This is a genomic window from Luteibacter sp. (assembly GCF_051958795.1).
Lineage (GTDB): Bacteria > Pseudomonadota > Gammaproteobacteria > Xanthomonadales > Rhodanobacteraceae > Luteibacter.
This window is the reverse complement of the sequence record NZ_JBQCFT010000296.1, coordinates 1-25,098: the sequence shown is the minus strand read 5'-3', so window position 1 is coordinate 25,098 and position 25,098 is coordinate 1. Positions and strand designations below refer to the sequence as shown.

General features: G+C 67.4%; 25 protein-coding genes. 17 read left to right on the top strand and 8 right to left on the bottom strand.

Annotated elements, in window-relative coordinates; genetic code table 11:
• From ACTHLF_RS15510 to ACTHLF_RS15440, 15 genes are all read left to right on the top strand, one after another.
• Window positions 1-333: type II secretion system F family protein (locus ACTHLF_RS15510; RefSeq protein WP_440328358.1), on the top strand; the 333-nt coding region annotated here is incomplete at its 5' end.
• A 27-nt stretch (window positions 334-360) separates the two neighbouring features.
• Window positions 361-786 (top strand): type II secretion system major pseudopilin GspG, encoded by a 426-nt coding sequence (gspG, locus tag ACTHLF_RS15505; RefSeq protein ID WP_440328357.1) that lies wholly within the window; start codon window positions 361-363, stop codon window positions 784-786.
• A gap of 18 nt (window positions 787-804) precedes the next feature.
• A complete protein-coding gene (locus ACTHLF_RS15500) occupies window positions 805-1,245 on the top strand; it encodes a GspH/FimT family pseudopilin (RefSeq protein WP_440328356.1) in 441 nt (146 codons plus the stop codon).
• Window positions 1,242-1,667 carry a prepilin-type N-terminal cleavage/methylation domain-containing protein gene (locus ACTHLF_RS15495; protein ID WP_440328354.1) on the top strand — a complete coding sequence of 142 codons (426 nt, stop codon included), beginning with the start codon at window positions 1,242-1,244 and terminating at the stop codon, window positions 1,665-1,667. The genes ACTHLF_RS15500 and ACTHLF_RS15495 overlap by 4 nt, the downstream gene beginning before the upstream one ends.
• Window positions 1,664-2,329: a prepilin-type N-terminal cleavage/methylation domain-containing protein gene (locus tag ACTHLF_RS15490; protein ID WP_440328353.1), complete on the top strand. Its 666-nt coding sequence runs from the start codon at window positions 1,664-1,666 to the stop codon at window positions 2,327-2,329. The genes ACTHLF_RS15495 and ACTHLF_RS15490 overlap by 4 nt, the downstream gene beginning before the upstream one ends.
• The gene (locus tag ACTHLF_RS15485) at window positions 2,326-3,183 is read left to right on the top strand and encodes a general secretion pathway protein GspK (protein WP_440328352.1); all 858 of its coding nucleotides are present in this window, start codon (window positions 2,326-2,328) and stop codon (window positions 3,181-3,183) included. The genes ACTHLF_RS15490 and ACTHLF_RS15485 overlap by 4 nt, the downstream gene beginning before the upstream one ends.
• Window positions 3,180-4,364: a PilN domain-containing protein gene (locus ACTHLF_RS15480; RefSeq protein WP_440328351.1), complete on the top strand. Its 1,185-nt coding sequence runs from the start codon at window positions 3,180-3,182 to the stop codon at window positions 4,362-4,364. Before ACTHLF_RS15485 ends, ACTHLF_RS15480 begins: the two co-directional genes overlap by 4 nt.
• Window positions 4,361-4,978, top strand: coding sequence for a type II secretion system protein GspM (gene gspM / locus ACTHLF_RS15475; protein ID WP_440328349.1), 618 nt, complete (start codon window positions 4,361-4,363; stop codon window positions 4,976-4,978). The genes ACTHLF_RS15480 and gspM overlap by 4 nt, the downstream gene beginning before the upstream one ends.
• A complete protein-coding gene (locus tag ACTHLF_RS15470; RefSeq protein WP_440328347.1) occupies window positions 4,975-5,754 on the top strand; it encodes a hypothetical protein in 780 nt (259 codons plus the stop codon). The genes gspM and ACTHLF_RS15470 overlap by 4 nt, the downstream gene beginning before the upstream one ends.
• Window positions 5,755-5,796: 42 nt before the next feature.
• Window positions 5,797-7,959: a type II secretion system secretin GspD gene (gene gspD / locus ACTHLF_RS15465; RefSeq protein ID WP_440328346.1), complete on the top strand. Its 2,163-nt coding sequence runs from the start codon at window positions 5,797-5,799 to the stop codon at window positions 7,957-7,959.
• Window positions 7,960-8,017: 58 nt separating this feature from the next.
• Complete coding sequence (hrpB, locus tag ACTHLF_RS15460) at window positions 8,018-10,528, top strand: ATP-dependent helicase HrpB (protein ID WP_440328344.1); 2,511 nt, start codon at window positions 8,018-8,020, stop codon at window positions 10,526-10,528.
• 157 nt (window positions 10,529-10,685) lie between these two features.
• Window positions 10,686-11,858 carry a hypothetical protein gene (locus ACTHLF_RS15455; protein WP_440328342.1) on the top strand — a complete coding sequence of 391 codons (1,173 nt, stop codon included), beginning with the start codon at window positions 10,686-10,688 and terminating at the stop codon, window positions 11,856-11,858.
• Window positions 11,855-12,655: a deaminase domain-containing protein gene (locus ACTHLF_RS15450; RefSeq protein WP_440328341.1), complete on the top strand. Its 801-nt coding sequence runs from the start codon at window positions 11,855-11,857 to the stop codon at window positions 12,653-12,655. Before ACTHLF_RS15455 ends, ACTHLF_RS15450 begins: the two co-directional genes overlap by 4 nt.
• Window positions 12,652-13,872, top strand: a complete 1,221-nt coding sequence (locus ACTHLF_RS15445) for a hypothetical protein (RefSeq protein ID WP_440328340.1) — start codon at window positions 12,652-12,654, stop codon at window positions 13,870-13,872. The genes ACTHLF_RS15450 and ACTHLF_RS15445 overlap by 4 nt, the downstream gene beginning before the upstream one ends.
• Window positions 13,869-14,747: a hypothetical protein gene (locus tag ACTHLF_RS15440; protein ID WP_440328339.1), complete on the top strand. Its 879-nt coding sequence runs from the start codon at window positions 13,869-13,871 to the stop codon at window positions 14,745-14,747. Before ACTHLF_RS15445 ends, ACTHLF_RS15440 begins: the two co-directional genes overlap by 4 nt.
• 124 nt (window positions 14,748-14,871) lie before the next feature.
• Here ACTHLF_RS15440 and ACTHLF_RS15435 read toward each other — a convergent pair whose 3' ends face one another.
• The 7 genes from ACTHLF_RS15435 to ACTHLF_RS15405 form a co-directional block, all read right to left on the bottom strand.
• Window positions 14,872-15,921 (bottom strand): hypothetical protein, encoded by a 1,050-nt coding sequence (locus ACTHLF_RS15435; RefSeq protein ID WP_440328338.1) that lies wholly within the window; start codon window positions 15,919-15,921, stop codon window positions 14,872-14,874.
• A 14-nt stretch (window positions 15,922-15,935) separates the two neighbouring features.
• Window positions 15,936-17,024 carry a hypothetical protein gene (locus tag ACTHLF_RS15430; protein ID WP_440328337.1) on the bottom strand — a complete coding sequence of 363 codons (1,089 nt, stop codon included), beginning with the start codon at window positions 17,022-17,024 and terminating at the stop codon, window positions 15,936-15,938.
• Window positions 17,025-17,039: 15 nt separating this feature from the next.
• Window positions 17,040-17,954 (bottom strand): hypothetical protein, encoded by a 915-nt coding sequence (locus tag ACTHLF_RS15425; RefSeq protein ID WP_440328335.1) that lies wholly within the window; start codon window positions 17,952-17,954, stop codon window positions 17,040-17,042.
• The gene (locus ACTHLF_RS15420) at window positions 17,951-19,105 is read right to left on the bottom strand and encodes a hypothetical protein (protein ID WP_440328334.1); all 1,155 of its coding nucleotides are present in this window, start codon (window positions 19,103-19,105) and stop codon (window positions 17,951-17,953) included. The genes ACTHLF_RS15425 and ACTHLF_RS15420 overlap by 4 nt, the downstream gene beginning before the upstream one ends.
• A 151-nt stretch (window positions 19,106-19,256) precedes the next feature.
• Window positions 19,257-19,976 (bottom strand): pseudouridine synthase, encoded by a 720-nt coding sequence (locus tag ACTHLF_RS15415; RefSeq protein WP_440328333.1) that lies wholly within the window; start codon window positions 19,974-19,976, stop codon window positions 19,257-19,259.
• 3 nt (window positions 19,977-19,979) lie between these two features.
• Entirely contained in the window at window positions 19,980-20,747 is a 768-nt protein-coding gene (locus tag ACTHLF_RS15410; RefSeq protein ID WP_440328332.1) for an ABC transporter permease, read from the bottom strand.
• Window positions 20,744-21,676 (bottom strand): ATP-binding cassette domain-containing protein, encoded by a 933-nt coding sequence (locus ACTHLF_RS15405; protein WP_440328330.1) that lies wholly within the window; start codon window positions 21,674-21,676, stop codon window positions 20,744-20,746. The genes ACTHLF_RS15410 and ACTHLF_RS15405 overlap by 4 nt, the downstream gene beginning before the upstream one ends.
• An 82-nt stretch (window positions 21,677-21,758) precedes the next feature.
• Here ACTHLF_RS15405 and ACTHLF_RS15400 point away from each other — a divergent pair, with 82 nt between their 5' ends.
• Together ACTHLF_RS15400 and ACTHLF_RS15395 are read left to right on the top strand one after the other, a co-directional pair.
• Window positions 21,759-22,505 carry an FAD-binding oxidoreductase gene (locus ACTHLF_RS15400; RefSeq protein ID WP_440328328.1) on the top strand — a complete coding sequence of 249 codons (747 nt, stop codon included), beginning with the start codon at window positions 21,759-21,761 and terminating at the stop codon, window positions 22,503-22,505.
• 96 nt (window positions 22,506-22,601) lie between these two features.
• Window positions 22,602-23,843, top strand: coding sequence for a flavohemoglobin expression-modulating QEGLA motif protein (locus ACTHLF_RS15395; RefSeq protein ID WP_440328327.1), 1,242 nt, complete (start codon window positions 22,602-22,604; stop codon window positions 23,841-23,843).
• 5 nt (window positions 23,844-23,848) lie between these two features.
• Here the strand turns inward: ACTHLF_RS15395 and ACTHLF_RS15390 are convergent.
• Window positions 23,849-25,098, bottom strand: a 1,250-nt coding sequence (locus tag ACTHLF_RS15390; RefSeq protein WP_440328325.1) for a reprolysin-like metallopeptidase, incomplete at its 5' end; no start/stop codon positions are given.

Genomic DNA, 25,098 nt, shown 5'->3' with positions numbered 1-25,098 from the left:
CGGCAGGTCACCGGCAACCGTGCGCTCGACCTGGCGTTGGAGCAGGCCGCCGATCGCGTGAAAGGCGGCGCCGGACTCGGTAGCGCGTTGGCCCAGACGGAACGTTTTCCCCGGCTCGCGCTGCAGATGATCCAGGTGGGCGAGGAGGCCGGCGCGCTCGACACCATGCTGCTCAAGGTGGCCGATACGTTCGACGTGGAAGCGAAGCGCGCCATCGACCGGCTCCTCGCCGCCCTGGTGCCGACGCTCACCATCGTGATGACCGTGATGGTGGCCTTCATCATGGCGGCGATCCTGCTGCCGCTGCTCAGCCTGACAAGCAATATCAACTGACCGATCCGTTCCACAGGAGTTCTGCCCATGCGTTCGACCCGTATCCTGCGACACAGCCACGCCCGCGGCTTCACGCTTCTGGAAATGCTCGCGGTGATCGTGCTGATCGGCATCATCGGCGCCATCGTCGTCACCCAGGTCGGCAAGAACGTCGACAAGGGCAAGTACGGCGCCGGCAAGGCGCAGCTCACCACGCTGACTCAGAAGATCGATAACTACGCGCTCGACAACGGCACGCCGCCGGCGTCGCTCGACGGCCTGGTGACCAAGCCGGCCGACGCACAGAACTGGCAGGGCCCGTACGCGAAGCCGTCCGATCTGAAGGATCCGTGGGGCCATGGCTTCGGCTACCGCTACCCGGGTGAGCACGGCCAGTACGACCTCGTGTTCTACGGGCAGGATGGCAAGGCTGGCGGCGAAGGCTATTCGGCCGACGTCGGCAACTGGCAGTAAGCAGGCAGGATCACGGCCATGCGCGTGCGCGGATTCACGCTCTTTGAAATGCTGGCCGTGATCCTTCTCATCGGCCTGGCCGCGGCGGCGGTGTCCATTCCCGTCACCCAGGGCCTCGCCAGCGCGCGGGTCAACGCGGCCAGCGGCGAGCTGGCCGCCGCCTTGCGCTATACGCGCACGCAGGCCATCGTCAAAGGCGAGAGCCAGGCGCTCGAAGTCAACGTGGCGGCGGCCACGTATCACCCGCCGGGCAAGGGCGATATCCACCTGCCGCGCGACATGAAGGTGGCGATCACCAGCGCGCGCGAGGACCAGGCCAACGCGACCACGGGAAGGATTCGCTTCTTCCCCGATGGCAGTTCCACCGGTGGGCGCATCACGCTGAAGCGCGGCCAGCGCGAGTGGCATGTCAACGTAGGCTGGCTCACGGGCGCGGTGAGCGTGGTGGCACCGAAATGAGGCCGGGAACCGTGCCAGGCCGCCGGCAAGCAGGCGGTTTCAGCCTGCTCGAGGTCATCGCGGCCATCGCCGTGCTTGCCATCGCCTTCGCCGCGCTCATGCAGGTCGCCGGCAGCGCCATGAGCCTGACGGCGCGTGCGAATGAACGCACCCAGGCCGCGCTGAGGGCGCGCACGCTGCTGGATGGCGCGTTCATCGTCGATCCCGTGCAGGAAGGCAGCAGCGAGGGGCGCTTCGACGATACCTATCGCTGGCAGCTCAACGTATCGCCGTTCGACGTGGGCGATGCGCCATCGGATAGCGGCGCCGCGAGCCGGATGTACCGGCTGGACCTGGATGTGTTCTGGGGCGAGCGCGACCACGAACGCCGCGCGCATTTCTCGACCCTGCGCCTTTCAGGCGCCCAGGCGGTGGCGCAATGAACCGCGCGCGTGGTTTCAGCCTGATGGAAGTGCTGGCGGCGCTGGCGCTGCTTTCCATCGTGCTGCTGGGCGTTTATTCCGGCATCAGCACCGCGGGGCGTATCGTCCGCAGCGGCGACCGGGCCATCGAACGCATGGACGAGATCCGCTCCGCGCAGGCCTACCTGCGCAGCGAGCTCGCGCAGGCGCTCGTGATGCCCTTCGACCAGACCGATGACGGCGATCCCATTGTTTTCCAGGGGGCGGCCGACAAGCTGACCTTCGTCGCGCCGATGCCGGGTTATCTCTCGCGCCTGGGTCCGCAAATGCAGACCGTGGCGCTCGTGGCCGACAGCCGCGACGGCTACCGCCTTGAAGTGAGCCTGTTCCTGTTACCGCCGGACGGGAGCGAGCCCAAGGCCCTTGGCGAGCCGCAGGTGCTGATGCGCGGCATCCGCAAGGGCGCCTTCAGCTACCGCGGCATGGATGACCAGAACAAGCCGACCGACTGGACGGCATCGTGGGGCGACGGGCGACGCACGCCCTCGCTGGTCCGGCTCGCACTCGACGTGGATGGGACCACCGTCTTCCCCACGCTGGTGGCCCCGCTGCGTATCGATCCATCCGCATCCCGTAATGGTTTTTCGCTGCTGCGCGGTTCGCGCGGGCCGGTGGCGCGATGAACGCGTGGCGGCGACAACGCGGCGTCGCGCTGCTCATCGTGCTCTGGGGCTGCACGTTGCTGGCGATCATGCTTGGCGGTTTCGCCGCGCTCGCCCGCACCGAAGGGCTGCAGGCGCGTTACCAGTTCGCCCAGACCCGCGCGCACTACGCGGCGGAGGCCGGCATCATGCGAGCGATCGCCGGCTTGCAGACGCCTGACCCACAGGCGCGCTGGATCGCGGATGGTCGCCTGTACACGTTCGCTTTCGACGATGCGAAGGTGTCCATCACCATCGTGGACGAGGACGGCAAGGTCGATCTCAACGCCGCCTCGGCCGATGTGCTTACCGGCCTGTTCAAGGCGGCGGGTGCCGACGGCGACCGCGCCGCGAAACTTTCGGCCGCCGTGCAGGACTGGCGTCGCCCTGGCGACGCCGCGCTGCCCGATGGCGCCAAGCGCCCCCAGTACGAAGCCGCGGGGCTGGATTACGGCCCACGCAACGGCCCCTTCGCGACGGTGGAGGAGGCACGCATGGTGCTCGGCATGGACGCGAAGACCTGGGCGGCGATCGCCCCGGCGATCACGATCTGGTCGGGGCGTGAGCGACCCAATACCGAACACGCGCAACCGCTCGCCCTAGCCGCCATCCCCGGCCTCGGTGGCGCGGGCGCGGAAGCGATCCTCGCCGCTCGCACGCAGGCCGGCGGCGCCGCCATCGCCGGCGGCAACGGCGTGACCCATACCATCCACGCGGAAGCGATCCTCGAAGACGGGACACGGAGCGCCCTGACATCAACGATCAGGCTCCGCGGGATAAGATCCGGCAACCAACCCTACGCCATCTTGCGCTGGCGCGAAGGAGATACTGAATGACCGCCCTGCAGGATGCTTCCCAGCTACAGCTTGACCGCTTGCGCCGCGCGTGGCGCGGCAGCGCGTTGCCAGGCTTCCTTCGCTGGTGGGGTGGCGAACTCGCGGCCCTTGCGCCACCGCGCCTGCGCTACGCCTTCGCCGGTGGGCAGCAGTGGTACGCCATTGAGCGCGGCAAGGACGCCTGGGTTCTTCGCCGTGCAGGCGAGTCGATTGCGCTCGCCACGGCCGACGACCGGGATACGCCGGAACACCGCGCCACCGAGCTGCAGCGCGCGCTGGCCGCGTGCGATCCGGCCGATCGCTACATCGCGCTCGTCCTGCCAGCGGCGCAGGTCCTCCGGCGCAGGCTGGTCATGCCGTTCGCCGCGCGCGACAACCTGCGCCAGGTCGCCGGGTTCGATCTCGACCGGCAGACGCCGTTCCGTGCCTCCGATATCCACTACGGCGTGCGCGACCTGGGCGAATCCGCCGGTGAAGGCCGGTTCGTCGCGGAACTGGCGGCCACGCCCCGCGCGGCGCTCGATCCATGGCTGGACGAACTGGCCGGGCTCGGCATCACGCCGGACCGGGTCGACGTCGCCCAGGGGGCGGGGCTGGCGGGGCTCGATGTGTTGCCGCCGCAACGCGCGCCGCGCCGCGTCGACCGCCGGCGGCGCCTGAACCTGGCGCTCGCCGCGGGCATCGTCGTGCTCGCCATCGTGGCGATGGTCAGCTGGCTGCACAACCGCGAGGCCACGCTCAACGCCATGCGCGACGAGGTGGAATCCATGCAGGCCGATGCGAAGCGCGTGGGCGCGCTGCGCCAGCGGCTGGTGGAAAGCGCGGGAGCCTCCGGCTTCCTTGCCCGGCGCAAGGTGGAATCGGCGGCGGTGCTGCCGGTGTTGCATGAACTCACGGCGCGCCTGCCCGACGATACGTGGCTCGAGCGCTTCACGCTCAACGCGAGCGGGCAGATCGGCTTCCAGGGCCAGAGCCCGCAGGCGGCCAAGCTCATCGACGCGTTGAAGGGCGCGAAGACCCTTGGTGAACCCAGTTTCCAGGGCACCATCCAGACGGATCCCACCTCAGGCAAGGAACGCTTCTACATGCAGGCCAAGGCATTGACGCCCAAACCCGCGGCCGCGGCGAAACCCGCGGCACCTGCAAACGGCGGCTCGACCGCGAAGGCGGCAGCGCCATGATCGCCCTGGGCAAGATGAAACCCGCCGAATCGCGCGCGGCAGCGCTGTTGCTGCTGGCCATCGTGCTCGTCGTCGCTTATTTCCTGTTCGTGCACTGGTGGTTCGTCGCACCGCAGCTGGCGATGGGCGACGAGATGGATGAGCTGCGCGATACGCAGCGCCGTTACGCCGCCGCCATCGCCGAGCGGCCGCAACTCGAAAAGCGGCTGGCCGCGCTGGAGCAGGGGCAGACGCGCAGCGATGCGTTCCTCTCCGGCGACGACACCAATGCAGCGGCCGCCGGCCTCATGCAGCGGATCGTGGATGTCGCCGCCGCGCACAAGGAGGATGGTGCATGCGACGTCGTGCAGAAGATGCCGGTTCCCAGCCAGGAGAAGGCAGGCGACCCGTATCGCAAGGTCACCGTCAACATCAGCCTGCGCTGCCAGATGCAGCCGATGGCGGCGGTGCTCCACGACATCGAAGCGGAAGCACCCTACCTCTTCATCGAGGATTTCAGCATCTATCGCAACCCGGTGGCCGCGCGTAACGGCGGGAGTGCGCCGCTCGAAGTGCAGTTCACCGTATCCGGCTCTATCCATGCTGCCGCGCCCGCGGCGAAGGCGACGACATGAACGCGGCCGGCCAGCGGCGTCTCACCCCCATCCTCGCCGGCATCGCAATTGCGCTGGGCTGCACGACGGCGGCTTTTGCGCTTGGCATGGGTCGCGGCGTGCACTGGGACGAACCCGCCACGCCCGAAGCCCTGCCGCCGATGCGCGCGGCGGCGATGCCGGCGCCCAGTCCGCTCGGCCAGTTCGCCGAGGTCTGGCAGCGTCCGCTGTTCATGGCCGATCGCAAGCCCGTCGCGGCGGCCGACGGTGACGACAGTGCGAGCAATATCGGCGACCTCGAACTCACCGGCATCATCATGACCGCGGACCTGCACATGGCCTTGCTGCGCGATCGCGGCAAGGGCACGACCGTTCGCGTGAAGGAAGGTGCCGCGTTGCAGGACGGGCACTGGACACTTGCTTCGCTTACGCCGCGCAGCGCCGTTTTCGATGCGGGCGGCCAACGGCGTGAGCTCACCCTGAAGGTGGCGGCGCCGGATCCGCTCGCGAACGCCAAGGCCGGGGCGACACCTGGCCAGCAGCCCCCCGGCTCGCCGCCGAAGCCGCCCCAGGCATCGGCCGACGATGGCGTCCGCGTCATCCAGCCGCAGGGCGGCACGGGTATGACTGGCCCCGCGCTTCCGCATCCGCCGGCAGCAGGCGGCGCGCGCAACGCGCCACCCCGGCAGGACGATGCCGAACTGCAGCGCGCGCGCATCGAGGCACTGAAACAGGCGGTGCAGAAGCGCCGCCTCGAGCAGCAGCAACAGCAACAACGGCAGCAGGACACGCAATAGCGGGCGCTTACCGCGCCCCTCATGGAAAGAGGAGCACGTTCAATGGAACGAACCACCCTGGGCATGGCCGCGATGCTGGCCATGCTGACCACCGCATGTACATCCACGCCGTCGCGGCTGGCGGGCAACCTCGAGCGCGAGGCGCTCGCCGATCTTGGCCGGCCGGTGCCGGCGTCGCTGCCCGTGGCCGACGCGACCGGCCTTCACCCCACCGAAGCCGCCGTGGCGTCCACGCTGGAGGGGACGGGCCGATTCGTGCGGCCGCGGGCGCTCGCGACGCCGAAGCCACCCGCACAGGGCGGCGATGCGCCGACGTTCAATTTCGAGAACCAGCCGATCGAAGCGGTTGTGCGCGCCGTACTCGCGGATGTGCTCGACGTGAACTACGCGGTGCTGCCCGGCGTCGCGGGCACGGTGTCATTCGCCACGGCCAAGCCGGTCCGTCGCGAAGAAGCCCTGCCCATCCTGGAGACCCTGCTGGCGTGGACAGGCAACGCGCTGGTGAAACGGCAGGGCCGGTACGATGTCGTGCCGCGGCGCGACGCCGTCGCGGGGCAGCTGGTGCCACGACTGGCTGCTTCCGCCCCGCGCGATGGCCATGCGGCGCGGCTGTTTCCGCTGCGCTTCGTTTCGGCCAATGAAATGGAAAAGCTGATCCGCCCGTTCGCCGCCGCGGATGCCTTGCTGCTCGTCGACCCGGCGCGCAACCTGCTCGTCATGGCCGGCACGCCGGATGAACTGGATAACTATGCCGCCAGCATCGAGACCTTCGATGTCGACTGGGTCGGCGGCATGTCGGTCGGCGTGTTCCCCCTGGCCCACGCCACGACCGCCGAGATCCTCCCCGGGCTGGAATCCGTGTTTGGCGCGAAGGGACATTCACCCGCCGCGGGGCTGGTCCGCTTCCTCCCGATCGAACGGACCAACGCGGTCGTCGTCATCGCCACGCAACCGGCTTTCCTCACGCATGTGCGCGAGTGGATCGAGCGGATCGACAAGGGCGGTGGCAACGAGCCCCGGTTGTACGTCTACGATGTGCGCAACCTGCCGGCGGCCGATCTCGCCCGCCATATCGGGCAGATCTATGGGGGCTACCAGCCAGCGACCACGGACCGGGGCGGCAGCGTGGGGCCCGGGCTGCAGGGTTCGACGATCGGTGGCGAGGCCGGTGACGTGGACGACGATGCGCGCGCTTCCGATGCCACGTATTCGGGCGCATCCAGCGAAGCGGACGATCCTTCGTTTTACCAATCCGCACCGGCTGACGGGCAGCGGCCACGGGGCTTGCGCGTGACCGCCGTCGACTCGAACAACCAGCTGCTTGTGCACGCGCGGCCAGCGGAATGGAGCGTGATCCGCGAAGCCATCGAGCGACTGGATGCCGTGCCGCTGCAGGTGCAGATCGAAACGCGGATCCTCGAGGTGGCGCTGCGCGACAACTTCCGCTTCGGCGTCCAGTGGTATCTCGAGGGGCTCGCGGGGAGCGGTGGCAGTGGCAAGCCCGCCCAGCCCGGCAACAAGCAGGGCTGGGGCCTTGGGCGCAACCCGCCCGAGCGCGGCGGCGCGGATACGTTTTTTTATTCGTTCGTGAACCGCAACCTGCAGGCGGTCGTGCGGGCCATGGAGGAAGACACCCACGCACGCACGCTGTCGGCGCCGTCGCTGGTGGTCGTGAACAACCGCCGTGCCGAGATCCTCGTGGGCGACGAGGTGCCGGTGACGCAGACGTACGTGAACACCCAGCTCGGCGGTAACAACGAGGTCGGGCAGGTGAGCTACAAGAAAACCGGCGTCATCCTCAACGTGCGGCCGCGGGTGAATCCGGGCGGGCTGGTGTACCTGGAGGTCACCCAGGAAGTGAGCAAGGTGGGCGAGCAGCCCAACGGGTCGGGCAACGCGCCGATCGAGAAGCGCCGGTTGAAGACCGAAGTGGCGGTGCAGAGCGGCCAGACCGTCCTGCTTGGCGGGCTGATCCGTGAGATGGGCGCCCACGGGCGCGGGGGCGTCCCCGGCCTCTCGCGTATCCCGGTGCTGGGGCATCTCTTCAGCAACCGATGGGACAACAACCAGCGCACGGAGACCATCGTGCTGATCACGCCGCGTGTCATCACCAGTGCCGAGGATGCGCGCCGCGTCGCGGACGATTACCGGCGCCGGTTCCGCTCCCTCGAGCCGTTCACGGGGAAAGCGCGGGACGAGGGCTAAGCACAGGTCCTTCCGTTCGGGCGGGCGACCGGGCGACGGCTTGCTACCATAGCGGGGCATGCAAGCCGTTTTCCCGATCACTCCGCTGCTTCCCGATATCGTCGCTTCGCTCGCGGAGCGGCCACGCCTCGTGCTCGAGGCGCCGCCCGGTGCAGGCAAAACCACCCAGGTGCCGCTGGCGCTGCTCGACGCCTCATGGCTGGCCGGCCAGAAGATCGTGATGCTCGAGCCGCGCCGCATAGCCGCGCGTGCGGCCGCTTCGTTCATGGCTGCGCAGCTGGGCGAAGAGGTGGGTGGCACGGTGGGATACCGGATCCGCTTCGAATCCCGCATCGGTCCGCGTACCCGGATCGAGGTGGTGACCGAGGGCATCCTCGGCCGGATGATCCAGGACGATCCGTCCCTCGAAGGGGTCGGCGCCATCCTGTTCGATGAATTCCACGAGCGGCATCTCGCGGGTGACCTGGGTGCGGCGCTCGCGCTTGATGTGCAGGCCAGCCTGCGCCCCGAGCTGCGCATCGTCGTCATGTCCGCCACGCTCGATGGCGAGCGCATCGCGCAATGGCTGGGCGCACCGCGGCTGAGCAGCCCGGGCCGCAGTTTTCCCGTTGGTATCGCTTACCCACCGGCACGCTCGCAGGAAACGGTGGAACAGCACATGGCGCGTACCGTCCAGCTCGCCCTGCGCGAGAACCCGGGCGACGTGCTCGCGTTCCTGCCAGGCCGGCGTGAGATCGAGCGCGTGCGCAACATGCTCGAGCGGCTGGATGAGGCCGTCGAGGTCGTGGCCCTGCACGGTGAGCTGTCGCTGGCCGAGCAGCAGCTCGCGCTTTCGCCCGCGGATCCCGGTTCGCGCCGGGTCGTGCTCGCAACGAACGTGGCGGAATCCAGCGTCACCTTGCCGGGTATCCGCGCGGTGATCGATAGCGGCCTCGCCCGTGAGCCGCGCTTCGATCCCGCATCGGGTTTCGCCCGGCTCGAAACCGTGGCGATTTCACAAGCCTCGGCCGACCAGCGCGCGGGCCGTGCCGGTCGCGTCGCCGAGGGGCGCGCCTATCGGTTGTGGGCGGAGAGCCGCCGCCTCGAGCCATCGCGCACCGCTGAAATCGAGCAGACCGAACTGTCGGGTCTCGCGCTGGATCTCGCTGGGTGGGGCAGCGATGCCTTGCCATGGCTGGATCCACCGCCCGCGGGCGCCATGGGCCAGGCGCGCGACCTGCTGCGCCGGCTGGGCGCACTCGATGATGCGTCCGCAATCACCGCGCTTGGGCGCGAGATGCTCGCGCTGGGCGCCACGCCGCGTCTCGGCGCCGTCGCCATGCGCGCCGCCATCGAGCAACGTCCGCTGGTGGCCGATCTGTTGGCGTTGGCGGAAGCACGTTCGCCACTGCGTGGCGAAGCGATGCGCAACGATGATTTCCGCCAGCGCGTGCATGCGTTGCACCTGTGGCGCGATGGTGGCGGTCGGGCGGCGCGCTTGGCATCCGCCGATACGGGTGCGCTTGCGGCGATCGAGAAGGCTGCGATGGGTTGGCGCCGCCGGCTCAACGTCAAGACCGCGGCGAGCGGTGTGCCGGACAGCCATGCGATTGGCGACCTGCTGGCGCACGCCTTCCCCGACCGGGTGGCTCGCCGCGACGAAGCACAGCCGTTGCGTTACCAGCTGGCAAACGGGCGCGGCGCGCGCCTGCATGAAAACAGCGCGTTGCTGGGCGAGCCCTGGCTCGTGGTCGTCGACCTGCGCCTTGAAGCGCGCGATAGCCTGATCCATGCCGCGGCGCCGCTCGATCCGGAAACGCTCGAACGCGAGCATGCGGAACGTTTCGTCACCGAGCGCGTCCTGCGCTGGGACGATGCACGGCAGATCGCCGAGGCGTTCGAAGAACGGCGCTTCGATGCGCTGGTGGTGTCGCGCCGGCCGGTGCCGGTGAGTGGTGACGACGCGTTGCCTGTGCTGTTGTCGGCGATCCGCTCGCGCGGCATAGGCAGCCTGCCATGGACCGAACATGCGCGACGATTGCGCGCCCGCATGGGAGCCCTGCGTTGCTGGCGCCCCGAGCTCGGGTTGCCGGATGTCAGCGACGAAGCGCTCGCGGGATCGCTCGAGCACTGGCTCGCGCCCTACCTCTCGGGCAAGCGTAGGCTTGAGGCGTTACAGGCGTCGGATCTTTCTGACGCGATGTCAGCGATGCTTGATTACGAACAGCGGCGTGCCCTCGACGCCCACGCACCCGACGAACTGACCGTACCGAGCGGCATGACGCGCCGCCTTGAGTACGGCGCACAGGAAAGCGAGCCCGGCGCACCCCCGGTGCTCGCTGTGAAACTGCAGGAACTCTTTGGCCTGGCCGATACGCCGCGCGTTGGCGATGGCCGCGTTCCGGTGATGTTGCACCTGCTTTCGCCCGCGGGGCGCCCCATCCAGGTCACCCAGGATCTGTCGGGCTTCTGGGATCGCACGTACCCCGAGGTGAAGAAGGAACTGAAGGGTCGCTATCCCAGGCATCCCTGGCCCGACGATCCGTGGACGGCAGTGGCGACGCATCGGGCGAAGCCGCGCGGTACCTGATCACAACGCGTCGCGTCTATAGGCGCACACTTACATCGGCCACCGAGATCACCTACGACACGACGGGTTTCCTTCCGGTATCCGTCAGTCGCCGCCTCCTTTCAAATGTGCCAACCGCCGGCATCCGCCCGCGGCTTCGCACCGAAAAGGAGATCCCATGCGAACCCTTTGCCTGGGCGCAGCCACTGCGTTCACCCTCATCGCCGCGCTACCGTGCGCGGCCACCGCCAACAGCCGGGTCGGCCCCCCGGCGGGCGACATCATCTCGGCCTGGGTCGGCCACCGCCTGGCCAGCCAGCCGGCGGATGACGCCCTCGTCGCGGACGCGAGCCTGACACTCGACATGGTCAATGCGCCGTTGTCCATCTACACGGGCATCCGCGCGGTACCGTTCGGCTTCCGTGGCACCGTGTGGAACCGTGTGTTCGCCACGCTTAGCGACCGCGGCACGCCGCTCACCCGTGGCACGGCGACCGAAGCGCTCGCCTGGGATCTCGGAATGACGAACGGGTATCCGGGTGTCGACGACGCGGATAACCCCGCGCCCGACCTGGGTGCGCGCTGGGCCGGCACGCAGCTGGCCAAGGCCGCGGTCTCGGAGGACATCGCCCGCAGGGCGCTTGCCCTTGCAGGCCAGGGCTCGTTCGCGGTCGCGGCAAGCTACGCGGTGGCTGCGCAGATCCTCGCCGACAAGCTGGCGTGCTTCGACCAGGCCCAGTGGGCATCGTTGGGGTTGCGTGCGGACGTGCTGCAACGCTTCATGCTCGCGCGCTCGGAAGCCGACCTGCGCGACTACGATCTGGTCTACCTCGTGCGCCTCCTGCAGGCGGAACTCTCGACGTTCCATGCCGGCGAGATGACCTCGGCCGGCCGACGCGAGATTCCGACGGCGCTGCGCGTGGCACGCGTCGCGGCTACCTATCGTGACATGCAGGGCTATGTGGAAGATCCCTGCACCGACCGTGGCCGTGAGCGCGCGGGGGTGGCCTCCATCGCACCCACGGAGAACACCCGTCACATGTGTCTGGTGGCAGCGACGGATCGCACCATCCTGACCTGGTATCAGATGAACCTGGCCTCGCAGGTCGATCCCGCGCACTCCAACTTTGTCATCGCGCCGGCCATCCGCATGGCGCGCACCCTGAGCCCCATGCGGCCGATGTGGCTCGGCGCCTTCGACAAGGCCCTGCAGGTGTACGGTTTGCATGTCGAGATCGTGGAGTCGCTGGTCGCCGACCAGGTTGCCGACGATGAGTCTTCGCGCCGCAACGCGGATCGCTATGCACAGCGTCGCCTCATGTTTCTCTGCGATAAGGAGGTCGGCTCATGAAGCGCCGCTATCTTTTCGCCGCCGCGCTGTCGTTCATCGTCGCCCAGCCCATCCATGCTGCCGAATGGAAAACGCGCGCGTTCGCCACCGATCCGAAGAACCTGGTCATGACGCCGTTGCTGGATGCCTTCCGCTTCCATGCGGAGGCCGCCGCCACGTGGTACCTCGACGAACTCAACGGCGCCCTGGTGTCGCGAACCAAGTTCGAGCGGTTCGGCCGCGCGGTGTCATCCGCTACCTACGGCGCATTCGAATACACGTACATGAAGGACGGTGTGCGCCAGACCCGCGTGTATTACGCGATGTCGGGCCCGGATAATCCGTTCACCGCACTCGGTCCCGCCGGGAGGCCCATGGCGGACTTCATCGCGCAGGACAGCACGCGCATCCACGCCCATCTCCGCACCAGCGATCGCAGCAGCCTGGTGGCCACCGAGGTCGAGGGTGACCAGCCGGGTGGTCAGCACCAGCGCGATGCCGAATTGAAAGCCCTGCGCACGATCGAGCGTGACATGCAGGCAGGGGTCGTCACCTCGGGCGGCGCGCTGCATGCCTTCATCAGCCAGCCCATGTGCGATTCGTGCGAGCACGTGATGCACCAGTTCTCGGCCCAATACAACGTCGATGTCAACGTCGATTATCTCGAAGGCGAACTCAGCGAAGCCTATCGGCGATTCCGCACCATCGCGAACCGCTTCATGGACACGGTGCTCGTGCATATCCGCCATCCCGAGGGCCCCGGACATCCCACGCCGCCACCGAGCGCTGGCACCTGCGCGAGGATCTATGCGCAATGAAGACGCCACGGATACGTTTGACTCTCGCGATGGGTATCCTCGTCGCGATGGCCAGCCCCGCGTACGCGGTCGATGACCGTACCTTTGCCGCGCCGGAGCTCGGTGACACCTACCTCCTGTGGACGCTGGAACGCATGCGCGGCATGGAAAGCGAGGCCGATTTCCACTCGGACGATTTCCTGCGCGCGACCTATCTCAATCGCGCGCCGGATATCTACTCCACGCTGGCATCCCCCTTTTATATCGTTCCCAGCGAACGCGAAGAGGCGGCATGGCTCCGCGTGCAAAGCCGGCTGCACAGCAACAGCGATGCTCCCCTGCCTGACGACCAGGCGTTGCACCGGCAGATGGCGTGGGATCTTGGCATGACCGCGGCGATGCCCGGCCTGCAGGTGCTTCGGGATCCCACGATCCCCACGCCGGGCCACATGAATGCGGTGGGGGCAGCCAGCCTGTCCAAGGCGGGTGTCTCGGTCTACAACTGGTCAAACGCCGTGAACTTCGCCGATGCTCGCGGCAAATTGATCACCCTGGGCAGTGAGCTGGCGGTGAGCCTGCAGATCCTCGAGGGCTGGGTCGCAACGACGGATGCCAGGAAGGCGCGTCGCCTCGGCATCGACGCAAATGTCCTTGTGCGATTCGAACGGGCCAGGAGCCTGCGCGACATGCCCGACAGCGACCTGGTGTACCTGGCTGCGCTCCTGCGCTCGGAGCTTTCGACCTGGCGTGCTGGCCGTGCCGCCCTCGGCGGTCATCGCGAGCTGCCGACGCCGCTGCGGCTGGCGCGGGCCAGCATGGTCCACGCGAGCCAGTACGGCGACAACGATGGGTCCCGCGCATGCAACGGTGATGGGACCCTCGTGCCGGCGGTAGCCGGCCACGTGCCTGAGGACCTGAGCCGGCCGATCTGCCCCACGGAAGCCACGGACCGCGCGGTCTATCGTCGGTATCGTGCGCTACGCAGGATGGAACTGAGCCGGCCGCCCAGCGATTTCACCGACCCGGAGCAGGCCGCGCGGCTCATTCGCTATTTCGGCGACCTGCGCCCGGCCTGGGCATCGATCTACCGGGACGAGGCATTGCACTATTCAAACCACGCCGAGGTGGTCGAGTCGCAGATGGCCGCGGAAAGCGAAGCGGGGACCGTGAATGACCTCAATGCCTGGCGCATGACGGAACGCGCCAACCTGTTGATCTGCCGGAGTGCCGCTCCATGAGATCCATCAAACTTCCCAGTGTCGCGTTTGCAGCGATCGCGACCTTTGCTTGCATGGAGGTGGTGGCACGCCCCGTCAGCAAGTTTGTCGTCGATGCAAGCGATACGAACGGCACGGTCAACGCCCGCGTCTGGGCATCCTTCATGGCCCACGCGTATCCGGCGGCGCGATGGTATCGGCACGCATTGCAGGGGGCACGTGTGAACACCGATGAATTCGCGGGCTTCCGTCGCCGGCTCGAGACTGCGACCTTTGTCAGCTTCACGTACTACTACCAGCGTGACGGCGTCGAACATCAGCGTGTCTATCACGCCATGTCGGGCCGTAGCGATTTCCACCGGGAGACGTATATCCGGCGACCGGGCGTGGAAACCTTGCCATACGGCGCATTCATGACCTACACGCCTGAGGAGGTGGTGGCGTGGGATGACGAAGCGTTGTTCGGATCCGACGTGACGCACTCGCCTGTTCCTGGTGATCGTTATCCCGACGCTCGCCGACGTGATGCGGAACTGAAGATTGCCCGGAAGATTGAACTGGATATCGCAACGGATACAGTGACGCCTGGCGGTGCTCTTTACGGCTTCAGCAGCCAGTTGCCATGCCCATCCTGCGATGCTGCGCTCGAGGCGTTGTCCGATAACCAGGGCATCGACGTGAGCGTAACGTACCTCGGCCCGGACTCACCGGCCTACACTCGCTTCCGCCGCCAGCGCGAGCAATATGTCAACGGCGTGCACGTAGCAGTGAACGGGGGCCAGATGAACCTGCTTCGACAGGAACTGGGGCCTGGCGGCCCTCCGGCGGCGGGAGCGGTTGATTGCGTCGAAGAGCAGGCGTTGCCATTGACCCCGCATCCAGCGCCCCGGGAGTGACCTGACCTGGCTGGCATGGTCAGGAGACAGAACGAATGCCCGCCGCAGATGCGGCGGGCATTCGCCGGGACCGATGTCGGCATCGTGCGCATGCGCGACCGCACCAGGGCGTTCGATCATGATCTCAGCAATCCGGACCGATTACGGGCGGATTGGTTTCGGGCGCGGCGCCAGGCACATCCGTGCCGGACGACCGCCCTGGCGGCGGACCCAATCGGAACGAACGCCGTTGCCAGCGCGTGCCCTGCGATGCGCGCTCGTGTGCCAGTGGTCCCAGGCCCTCGCGAACCTGCGCGTCGCGAGCGCCAGCGAGCACATCGAACGCGACGAGCGGGCGCCCGCTGGCGACATCGACCAGCCGCGGACCCTTCATGCGCGCGCGGCCTGATGCAAGCAACGCATCCTTTACCCTCACCGGCACGGCCGATGACATGCCGCTCAGCGTGATATCCAGATCGTAAGTGTCGGCGAAGGCCTTGATGGATTCGCGGCACGTGGCGCAAGGCGCTCCGCTCATCAGTCCACGCACGGTTCCGCCGCGGGGCATGCGTCCATCGAGGATATCTTCCTCGATGGACCGCAGCGCCTTCTGCTCGGCATCGAACGCGTGGTATCGTCCCTGGTGCCAGTATGGCTTCATGACCGACCGCCCAGCCGGCCGGAAGGGCGCACGGAGGTCGCTCTCGTCGAACCCCGAATACGCTGCTTCGTCCCGCGCTTCCATCGCTCCGATGTCCTCATCGGTCATGCGGCTGAAGGTGGCGACGGCCGGGTCGTCTGAGTCGCTCCAGCCGGGGGACGACGGTGACTCTGGCGAACCCGGTATCTCGCCCTCGAAGGCATTGCGCGCCACGGCACCCAGTGGTTGCCCGCCCAGGGCATGGTAGACGCGGATCGCGACCTCTCCGCCCGTGCTGTATTCATACTCGAGGCGCGCTAGCGTCGCCGTGCGGAGGTGGGATTCGACCTCCTCCCACCGTCGCGCCGAAAGCGTGCCCGGATAGCGCTCGGCCACGATATACCGCATGGCATCGACGTGGCGCTGGCTGCTCGCTTCAAGCAGCGCGGTGGCGCAGCCTTCGTCGATATCGAGGTAGTCCGTTCTCACGCTGCCAGCCCGCGCGGTTGAGCAGGCGATGAGCGCGGCGAGCGTTGCGCCAGCAAGGGTTTTCATCAGCAACATGTTCGTTACTCCGGTATGCGGCACGTCAGGCGGTGCGCGCGAGCCGACCAAAGGCTTGCGTCGTCGTCGGCGATCGCTCCGAGGGATGCCGCGTCGTCGGCGATGGCCGCCTCGACGACCTCGAACACCGCAGCCATGTCGAGCAGCGGAAGAAGCAGGCCGATCGCTCCGAGCACTGCGGCCAGCCCGTGGGGATGTGAAGGCGCGCGCGGTGGCGGGCGACGCAATGCATCGATATACCAGCGATGCACGGCACGGTCGGTGGCGGCCACGAGGCAGGGAACGCGATCGTCGCCGGCGACACCTGACCCGGCATGTCTTGGATCGGGCGACGCATCGGGCAGGCAGGGTGCCCCGGTGACATAGCCGGCTGCGTCGCGAAACGCGGCAGCCGCGCGTGCGACGCGCCACGCCGTCGGTAACTGCGAGTCGCGCCCCGGATGAACCAGACGATGTTGAACGAGTATTTCGACATAGCGGAGGTCATGCCTGGTGAGGTCCGACGGAACACGGGCCTGCATGAACCGGCTCAGCACGTCACCGCGGATACCTGCGGCCAAGTGCCTTTCGGCGGGGACGGTAGCCATCGCGTCACGCAGGAGTTGCAGGCCAATGGCATGGCTCGCGAAGCGCGGCGCGAGGTCATAGCCGAACACATCGAGCACCCGCCAGAAGATATCGACGTCGAGGCCGGCCTTTGTTGCATGGGCGGCGACGAATGGATCACGAAAGCCAGGCCCGGGTGTCACGTCAATGCCGGGACGGGCGCGCTCCATACCTAACTCGCGTCGTAGGCGGGCCAGGACCACTTCCTCACCAGTGTCACCACCGACGGCTTCCAGCACGGCCTGCCACCACGCTTCATTGGTGAACGACGGCTGCGCGACCGCATCGCTGTAGGGCGATGCCGGGTTCACGAGCATTTGTCTGGCGAACCAAGTCTCATCCTGGGCAAGCGACGCTTCCATGCCCAGTTGCGCGACGCGTTGTGCCTGCATCGCCTCGATGACGGTGCCTGCCTTGACAGGCACCGTCAACATCGCCAGCAAGGCCATTACCGCGCGGATAACACTCCATGGCGTGCGTCGTTTCATGCCTCGCCGGGTGCCTCAATCACATGCCGCGGGGATGGCAAGCACGCCAGCTTCGGCAGCGGCGACGCGGGCGGCTTCGAACGGTGTGGACCACCAGTCCATCGAACCTGCTTCGAGCACCTCATCTGACAATACGGTATCAACATTGGCCGTGCGCATGCGCCTGAGCGTTCCCGACCATTGCTGGCCAGGGCTCACGGCCACTCCGTTCACGGTGGTCTCGTCCAGGTGGTAGACATTGCCGGATACCCCGTATGTCTCCGCGAAATCGGCGAAGGCGCGCGTGCAGGACTCACACACGGTCTTGCTGACATAACCGGTAAGGCGGCCGCCCTGTAGCGCGGGGTTGCCTGCGAGTCGGGATTCAAGGTTGCGCAGGGCCTTGAGCTCCGCATCGCCCCCATGGATAACCCTGCCGTCTTCGCCAGGATACGGCTGGACGACCCATCCCGCCTTTCTCTCCAGGTTCACCGCGCGGATGGAGGTGGGCGTATCGGCGGGGTAGTAGCGTGCCTCGCCGACATCCCGCGCCTGTTCGGTGGGGCTCACGGTTTCTCCCGCCTCCGTGGAGCTGCCCGAGCCGCCGCCTGCACCTGTCAGCTGCTCGATCGTGCCTTCGATCGAGCGACCGCTACGCGCGTGCACGAGGATTTCAGGTCGGTTGCCTGGGGGCTGGTATCGTATGTGCGCCACCGTGGCTCCGCGCAGCTTGCCGCGTAACGCCCTGGCCTCCTTGCCCGAAAGCTTCGTCCCGTTCTCCTGGACGTATTTACGATACGCCTCGGCCATCACGGTCGATTCCCTATACACCGTCGCCACGTTGGCCAGACCGGAACCGACAGCGATATTGATCGTTTGTGCCTGGGCACCGCAGGCGACGGCCAGGGCGGCAATGGACGCCAGTGGCATGATGAGCAGCGACGTTTTCATCGTGCGCGTACTCCGCAGATGAGACGAGATGAACGCGCGGCGGCGGCGTCTGCTTCGATCGCTGCGTCGGCCTGGGCGCTCGTTTCGGCGATCTCGGTCGCAACGGACAGCTCGGCCGCCTCGACCAGCGCGGCAACGTCGAGCACGGGCAGTGCGATACCCAGCAGCGTCAGCAGGCCGGTCTTGTCGTGGTTGCCGGATCGCGCGGCCTGGTTGCGGAGGCGTTCGTGCTCCCGGTGGATCTCTTCACGGTACCAGCCCAGCACGCCTCGGTCGGTGGCTGCGACGAAGCAGAGTGCAGGTTCTGCAAGCGCGTCGCTACCGCGCGAGTGACCCGGTGCAGGCGCGTCGGCGGCGCACAGCGGACGGGAAGATACATATCCGGTGGCATCCCTGTATGCGGCGGCGGCGCGCGCGACGCGGTACGCCGCGGGCAACTGCTGCACGCCGTCGGCGACGCTCATGGTGCCCGAGGCGATGGCCGCGGTGACGAGGCTCATCAGGTACTCGTCATCTTCGTCGCTGAGCACGGGCAGGCGGTTGCTTCCCACGGTATAGCGGGCGTGCAGGTTGCCGCGGATATTCATGGCTTCCCAGCGATCGCGCGGGTTCGCGGCCATCTGCTCGCCGAGCAGCATCACCGCCACGGCCTCTTTCGCGGCGATGCTGATACGGGAGGCGTGCCGGTCGAGCGCCGTAGTGAAGACCTGGGGCGAGATGCCAGCCTTCACCGCACTCGCCGCGGCCTCCCGACCGCGGAACGCGCGCACCTGTTCCGCGCTCACGTCGACATCGATACCGGGGCGAGCCTTTGTCAGGCCGAGCTGCCACTGCATGCTCTGCAGGGTGGCATCGAAGGGCAGGCCCTCCGCCACGCGGTCGGCCAGCTCCGGCCACCACACGTCGTTGGTGAACGCCGGCGCGAGGACGAGCTCGCTGTAGGGCGATGCGGGATCCTGCAGCATCTGTGCGAGCAGGCCGGACGTCCCCAGCGCAGCTTCACTGAACGGGACGGCATGGGTCGTGCCGGGCGTGCCGCGCAGGCGGAGCATCTCGCGGTAGACATCGGCGGTGACGGGGTGTTCGAGGGCGGCGAAGGCCGGGAGGGGCAATATGCCGGCGAGGAGGGCCAGCCTTGCTAACGACTTCATGTCGGGGAATTCCGTCCTTGTGGGGGATGCCCGGTGGGGACGGGCGGCCACAGTATCGGGAGGTCCTTCGACGCGCGGTATCGGCGGAAGCCTGCTTTGCGACTGAGGGATTGCCTCAGTCCGATGTAGGACGCAGCCTACAAGCCGCTGATCACCAGCGGGTGCGCTCCGGGAGCAATCCCTTCAGCTCGGCCTCGGTCAGGTTCCGCCACTGCCCCGGCTTCAGGTGGCCCAGCTTCACATTGATGATGCGCACGCGGCGCAGCTGGGTGACGCGGTAGCCGAACGCGGCGGCCATGAGGCGGATCTGCCGGTTCAGCCCCTGGGTGAGCGTGATGGCGAAGCCGAACTTCGCGATCTTGCGCACCTTGCAGGGTTTCGTCATCTGGTTGTGGATGCGCACGCCGCGCGCCATGCTGGAGAGGAACTCGTCGGTCACCGCCTTGTTCACCGCCACGAGGTATTCCTTCTCGTGGTGGTTCTCCGCACGGAGGATCTCGTTGACGATATCGCCGTTGCTGGTGAGCAGGATCAGGCCTTCCGAATCCTTGTCGAGGCGGCCGATCGGAAAGATGCGCTGGGGATGGTCGACGAAATCGACGATGTTGCCGTCCACCGTGGTGTCGGTGGTGCAGGTGATGCCCACCGGCTTGTTCAGGGCGATGTAGACGCCGCGGTTCTTTGCGGATTCCGGCGCGACGGTGCGGGCGACGACCACCTCGCCATCCACCTTCACCACATCGCCGTCGAGCGCCTTGGCGCCCATGCCGACGACTTCATCGTTGATCATGACGCGCCCGGCCTGGAGCAGCTCATCCGCCTCACGGCGCGAGCACAGGCCGGACTCGGCAATGTACTTGTTGACCCGCACCGCTTACGACCGCAGGCCGACGCCGCGGCTGAGCAGGCGCAGGGCGATGGCGCTGAGGCCGACGACGAACACCAGCATCACGACGAAGGCGGTGACGATGGGCACGTCGCTGACGCCGAGCACGCCGAAACGGAAGGCGTTCACCATGTACAGGATCGGGTTCACCAGCGAGATGCTGTGCCACGGCTCGCTGAGCAGGTCGACCGAGTAGAACACGCCGCCGAGATAGGTGAGCGGCGTGAGCACGAAGGTCGGGACCAGCGCGATATCGTCGAACTTCTTGGCGTACACCGCGTTGACGAAGCCCGCGAGCGAGAACACCGTGGCACCGAGCAACACCGAGAAGAACGTGGTGATCGGGTGCGCGACGTGCAGGTCGGTGAAGAACAGCGCGATGAGCAGGACCAGCACGCCGACGACCAGGCCGCGGGTAACCGCGCCTGTAACGTAGCCGAGCAGGATCACCCAGTTTGGCATCGGCGAGACCAGCATCTCTTCCACGAAGCGGCCGAACTTGGCGCCGAAGAACGAGGACGAGATGTTGCCGTAGCTGTTCGTGATGATGCTCATCATGACCAGGCCGGGCACGATGTACTGCATGTAGGTGAAACCATGCATGGTGCCGATGCGGCTGCCGATGAGCTTGCCGAAGATGACGAAGTACAGCGTCATCGTGATGGCCGGCGGGATCAGCGTCTGGGTCCAGATGCGCATGATGCGCACGATCTCGCGGCGGACGATCGTGCCGAGGGCGACGAGATGGTTGCTCATGCGACGTTCTCCCGGCCGTGCTCGACCAGGCGGACGAACAGTTCCTCGAGGCGGTTGGCCTTGTTGCGCATCGACGTGACGGTGATGCCGTGCGCCGACAGGGCGGCGAACAGCGAGTTGAGGTCGTGTGCGCGGGACATCTCCGCTTCCAGGGTGTGGTCGTCGATGACGCGCAGGGTGACGCCGGGCAGGGCAGGCAGTTCGCCCGCGGTGCGGTTCACATCGAGCACGAAGGTTTCGACGTCCAGCGTCGACAGCAAGCTCTTCATCGTCGTGTTCTTGACGATGCGGCCCTGGTCGATGATGGCGATGTTGCGGCAGAGCTGTTCCGCTTCCTCGAGGTAGTGCGTGGTGAGGATCACGGTGGTGCCCGCAGCGTTGATACCGCTGACGAACTGCCACATCGAACGGCGGATCTCGATATCCACGCCGGCGGTCGGCTCATCGAGGATCAGCAGCTTCGGCTCGTTCATCATCGCGCGGGCGATCATCAGGCGGCGCTTCATGCCGCCCGAGAGAGTACGCGCCTGCAGGTGCGCCTTGTCCCACAGGCGCAGCTCCTTCAGGTACTTCTCCGCACGCTCCGATGCCTCCGCGCGGCCGATGCCGTAGAAACCGGCCTGGTTCACGCAGATATCGAACGGCTTCTCGAACTGGTTGAAGTTGAGTTCCTGGGGCACCAGGCCGATCAGGCGCATGGCATCGCTGCGGCGCTTGTGGATCGAGACGCCGAACACCTCGGCATCGCCCGAGGAGGCGTTGACCAGCGAGGAGAGGATGCCGATGAGGGTGGACTTGCCGGCACCGTTCGGGCCGAGCAGGGCGAAGAAATCCCCCGGCTCGACGGTGAGCGAGATGCCCTTCAGGGCCTCGACACCGTTGCCGTAGGTTTTCCGTAAATCTTTGACGTGTAAGGCAGGAGTGGTCATGGGCTGCGCCGGGATGACAAGCCGCCTATTATACCGGGCTTTGCCGGGCGACCTTGTTCCCTGGCGTCAACAGAGACTTTCCATGGCCGAACAATTCCAGCTCCGCCTCGCCGACAGCTTCATGCTCGCCCCCTCGGTGCGGCACCTGTCCTTCGAGCGGGCGGATGGCCAGCCCCTGGCCTTCGTGCCGGGCCAGTTCCTCCAGGTCCACTTCCAGTACGACGACGGCAAGCCGACCAAGCGGAGCTATTCCGTGGGCACCGTGGGCGATGGGTCGGGCCCGGTCCAGCGCATCGAGATCGCGGTTTCCTACGTCGATGGCGGCGCGGCTACCGCGCTGTTGAGCGGGCTGGAGGAGGGCGGCGCGATCGACGCCAGCGGGCCCTATGGCCGTTTCTGCCTGATGGATGGCGACCAGAACGCCCGCTATATCCTGATCGCGACGGGCACGGGGGTGACCCCGTACCGCGCCATGCTGCCGCAGATCGAGGCGCTGATGGCCTCGCGCGGCTGCCGTTTCGTGCTGCTGTACGGCGCCCGCAACGAGGGTGAACTGCTCTACGGCGAGGAATTCGACGCGTTCGCCCGCAAGCACGAGGGCTTCGATTTCCACCCCTGCTTCAGTCGCGGCCCCCGCCCGAACCCGCGGCCCCACGATCGCGTGGGGTACGTGCAGGACATGCTGGCCGAGCTCGAGCCCACCGCGGAGCGGGATATCGCCTACCTTTGCGGCAACCCGAACATGGTGGACGCGGCCTTTGCGGCGCTGAAGGAGCATGGGCTGGCGGTTCAACATATCCGCCGCGAGAAGTACATCTCATCGCGGTGAGGCCTGGGTTCCGCACACGCTCCTAACGCGTGCCGGGGGTGGCCTATACTCCCGGGCATGCACGCCAAGGCCGAGTCCGTCCCCCTTTCCCCCGAAATGCGCCGCTTTTCGGCGCTCGACCACCGCCTCCTCGTTGCGGTGCGCAATATCCGCATCCTGCCCACGGTGTCGTGGCCGGCCTCGGTCGAGGAACGGCTGATCGAGGAGTTCAGTGCGGGGCGCGTCTCGGTCCCGGTCATCCACTACAACACGCCGGATCTCTCCGAGACCCGGGCGGAGCTCGAGGCGATCGAGGCAGAGGCGGGCGAAGACCACCCCATCGCCGATTACCTCCGGCGCACCGCGGAATCGTGGCGGGTGGCCTCGCGGATGCTCGAAGCCGCCGGGACCGACGGCGTGACCGACGCCTCGGTGCTCCTCTACGGGCGGCCGGGCGATGCTATCCCTGGCAGCACCCGCAGCAATCTCGACGCGGCGGCGTATTTCGTGAACCTGGCCGATGAGCTCGGCGCCGACCTGGAAACGGAGGATGCGGCCGGCCACATCAGCGCCGAGGAACTCCGCCGCGACATGACGGCGAGGCTCGATGCCTTCTTCGAACCGGGCACGATCGCGGTCGAGGTCGACCCGGAACTCACCGCCAAGGCCGCGGCGGGCGCGACGCGCATCCGCCTGCGCGGCGGCGCGCGCTTTACCGAGTACGACCGCCACCAGTTGCTGGCGCACGAAGCCTTCGTCCACTCGCTCACCGCGTTGAACGGCCGCGAGCAGCCTGTCCTGGCCTCACTGGCGCGCACGTCGCCACGCGTGACCGCAACGCAGGAAGGCCTCGCGGTGTTCGCCGAACTGATGTCGGGCGCCATCGATATTTCCCGGCTCAAGCGCATCAGCCTGCGCATCCTGGCGATCGACATGGCGATGAATGGCGCGGATTTCGTCGAGGTGTTCCGCTATTTCCGCGTATGCGGGCAGAGCGTGGCGGATAGCTTCCATTCGGCGCAGCGGGTGTTCCGCGGCGTGCCGCTCACGGGCGGCGCGGCGTTCGCGAAGGACAACGTGTACCTCACCGGCCTGCTCGCGGTACATACCTTCTTCCGCTGGGCGTTGCGCCAGCGCCGGCTCGACCTGTTGCGCAACCTGTTCGCCGGCAAGCTGGCCCTGCACGACGTGATGTCGCTGGAAACGCACTTCGAAAGCGGTGACATCGCCGCGCCGCGCTATCTGCCGCCGTGGATGCAGCACGTGCACGGCCTGGCCGGGAAGCTCGCGTTTTCGCTGTTCGTGAACCATATCCACATGGCCGGCGTGGAAGCCGAGGAAATCTCGCTCGGCCTCTGACACGGTCAGCCGATGCGGAAAGGCTCCGCGGACTCGGCAAAGAACGGGCGCCAGTCGCAGGCGACACGCAGGCGCGCCCGCTCGGTCGCCGAACCCTCCGGAAGCACCAGGCTGGCTTCGCCATCGTTGGGTTCGCCGCTCGACAGCGGCTGCCAGCTGCCACCATCGTCGCGCGATAGCGCGATATCCACGAAGTGGCAGGAGAGCGGCGGCGACGTCGTGCCCGCGGGATCCCAGCGGACGACCAGCGGCGAAGCCGTCGCAGTATCGGCCATGGGCAGCACCGCGAAGGGGCGGCCGGTGTCGATCACCTGCACGCGCAGGTCCAGGCTGGACCATGTCGCGGTGGCGCCACCGTTGTCGCGCACCGTAAGCCGGTAATCCATCCAGCGCGCCGTGGCGGGCAGGGCGGTCGTGAACTCGCGGCGGCTGCGCGCGGTGGGTGGCGTGGCGGGGCCCAGAGGCGCTTCGTCGATCTGGTCCCAGGCGTACGTGAGGCGCCGATCGGGCACGGACGCTTCGACGCTTGCGTCCAGCCAGAAGGGCGTGCGCGCCGGGATCATTGGCGGCTCCTCCCAGGATTGCGGGTTGATCCATGGCGCGGCCGCATCGACCAGCACCTTCTTCGCGCAACGGCCGCCGCGCGAGCCGAGCCAGTTGCGGACGCGTCCGATGCTGGCGCCGTCGAACGACAGGCAGTGCCAGCACGCGTTCGGACGGAACGGTGCGCCCAGCTGGTTGGCGAGGGTGAACAGCATGCCCGCGACAGCGGTCTCCGGATCGGCCGCGCCACTCCAGGCCGCGGCCTTGTGGGTGGCGAAGAGGTCGGCGTCGCGCGCATCGCTGCATGAAGTGCCCGTGGCTGACTCGCCCCCGGACAGGTCCGGGCCGAGCAGGGCATGGCCGACATCGTAGGCGCTGGCACCGAGGCGGCGGTCGATCAGTTCGACCGCGGCGGTGCGGGGTTCCCCGTGCTGCAGCGGATCGCCCTCGGGATCGGTGATGACGAGACGCTCGTTGTTCGCCGCAAGGGTGAGGTGCACACCGAGGTCGTTCTCGAACACCTCGGTCACCGGGTTGGCCAGGTGGGCGAGCGCGCCCAGCGCGGCATCGCGCGTGCCGCCGTGGGTGGCCGTGAACCGGCTGCCCGCCGCCAGGGCCAGCCGGAATTCGTAACGAACGGGGGCGGAGCTGGCCACCGGTGCCCAGTGCGCCCAGGGTGTATCGCTGGCGCTCACTTGCGCACGCGAGGGAC

Coding starts and splice junctions, on each gene's coding strand:
- gspG (WP_440328357.1), top strand. CDS start 361: ATGCGTTCGACCCGTATCCTGCGACACAGCCACGCCCGCGGCTTCACG.
- ACTHLF_RS15500 (WP_440328356.1), top strand. CDS start 805: ATGCGCGTGCGCGGATTCACGCTCTTTGAAATGCTGGCCGTGATCCTT.
- ACTHLF_RS15495 (WP_440328354.1), top strand. CDS start 1,242: ATGAGGCCGGGAACCGTGCCAGGCCGCCGGCAAGCAGGCGGTTTCAGC.
- ACTHLF_RS15490 (WP_440328353.1), top strand. CDS start 1,664: ATGAACCGCGCGCGTGGTTTCAGCCTGATGGAAGTGCTGGCGGCGCTG.
- ACTHLF_RS15485 (WP_440328352.1), top strand. CDS start 2,326: ATGAACGCGTGGCGGCGACAACGCGGCGTCGCGCTGCTCATCGTGCTC.
- ACTHLF_RS15480 (WP_440328351.1), top strand. CDS start 3,180: ATGACCGCCCTGCAGGATGCTTCCCAGCTACAGCTTGACCGCTTGCGC.
- gspM (WP_440328349.1), top strand. CDS start 4,361: ATGATCGCCCTGGGCAAGATGAAACCCGCCGAATCGCGCGCGGCAGCG.
- ACTHLF_RS15470 (WP_440328347.1), top strand. CDS start 4,975: ATGAACGCGGCCGGCCAGCGGCGTCTCACCCCCATCCTCGCCGGCATC.
- gspD (WP_440328346.1), top strand. CDS start 5,797: ATGGAACGAACCACCCTGGGCATGGCCGCGATGCTGGCCATGCTGACC.
- hrpB (WP_440328344.1), top strand. CDS start 8,018: ATGCAAGCCGTTTTCCCGATCACTCCGCTGCTTCCCGATATCGTCGCT.
- ACTHLF_RS15455 (WP_440328342.1), top strand. CDS start 10,686: ATGCGAACCCTTTGCCTGGGCGCAGCCACTGCGTTCACCCTCATCGCC.
- ACTHLF_RS15450 (WP_440328341.1), top strand. CDS start 11,855: ATGAAGCGCCGCTATCTTTTCGCCGCCGCGCTGTCGTTCATCGTCGCC.
- ACTHLF_RS15445 (WP_440328340.1), top strand. CDS start 12,652: ATGAAGACGCCACGGATACGTTTGACTCTCGCGATGGGTATCCTCGTC.
- ACTHLF_RS15440 (WP_440328339.1), top strand. CDS start 13,869: ATGAGATCCATCAAACTTCCCAGTGTCGCGTTTGCAGCGATCGCGACC.
- ACTHLF_RS15435 (WP_440328338.1), bottom strand. CDS start 15,921: ATGAAAACCCTTGCTGGCGCAACGCTCGCCGCGCTCATCGCCTGCTCA.
- ACTHLF_RS15430 (WP_440328337.1), bottom strand. CDS start 17,024: ATGAAACGACGCACGCCATGGAGTGTTATCCGCGCGGTAATGGCCTTG.
- ACTHLF_RS15425 (WP_440328335.1), bottom strand. CDS start 17,954: ATGAAAACGTCGCTGCTCATCATGCCACTGGCGTCCATTGCCGCCCTG.
- ACTHLF_RS15420 (WP_440328334.1), bottom strand. CDS start 19,105: ATGAAGTCGTTAGCAAGGCTGGCCCTCCTCGCCGGCATATTGCCCCTC.
- ACTHLF_RS15410 (WP_440328332.1), bottom strand. CDS start 20,747: ATGAGCAACCATCTCGTCGCCCTCGGCACGATCGTCCGCCGCGAGATC.
- ACTHLF_RS15405 (WP_440328330.1), bottom strand. CDS start 21,676: ATGACCACTCCTGCCTTACACGTCAAAGATTTACGGAAAACCTACGGC.
- ACTHLF_RS15400 (WP_440328328.1), top strand. CDS start 21,759: ATGGCCGAACAATTCCAGCTCCGCCTCGCCGACAGCTTCATGCTCGCC.
- ACTHLF_RS15395 (WP_440328327.1), top strand. CDS start 22,602: ATGCGCCGCTTTTCGGCGCTCGACCACCGCCTCCTCGTTGCGGTGCGC.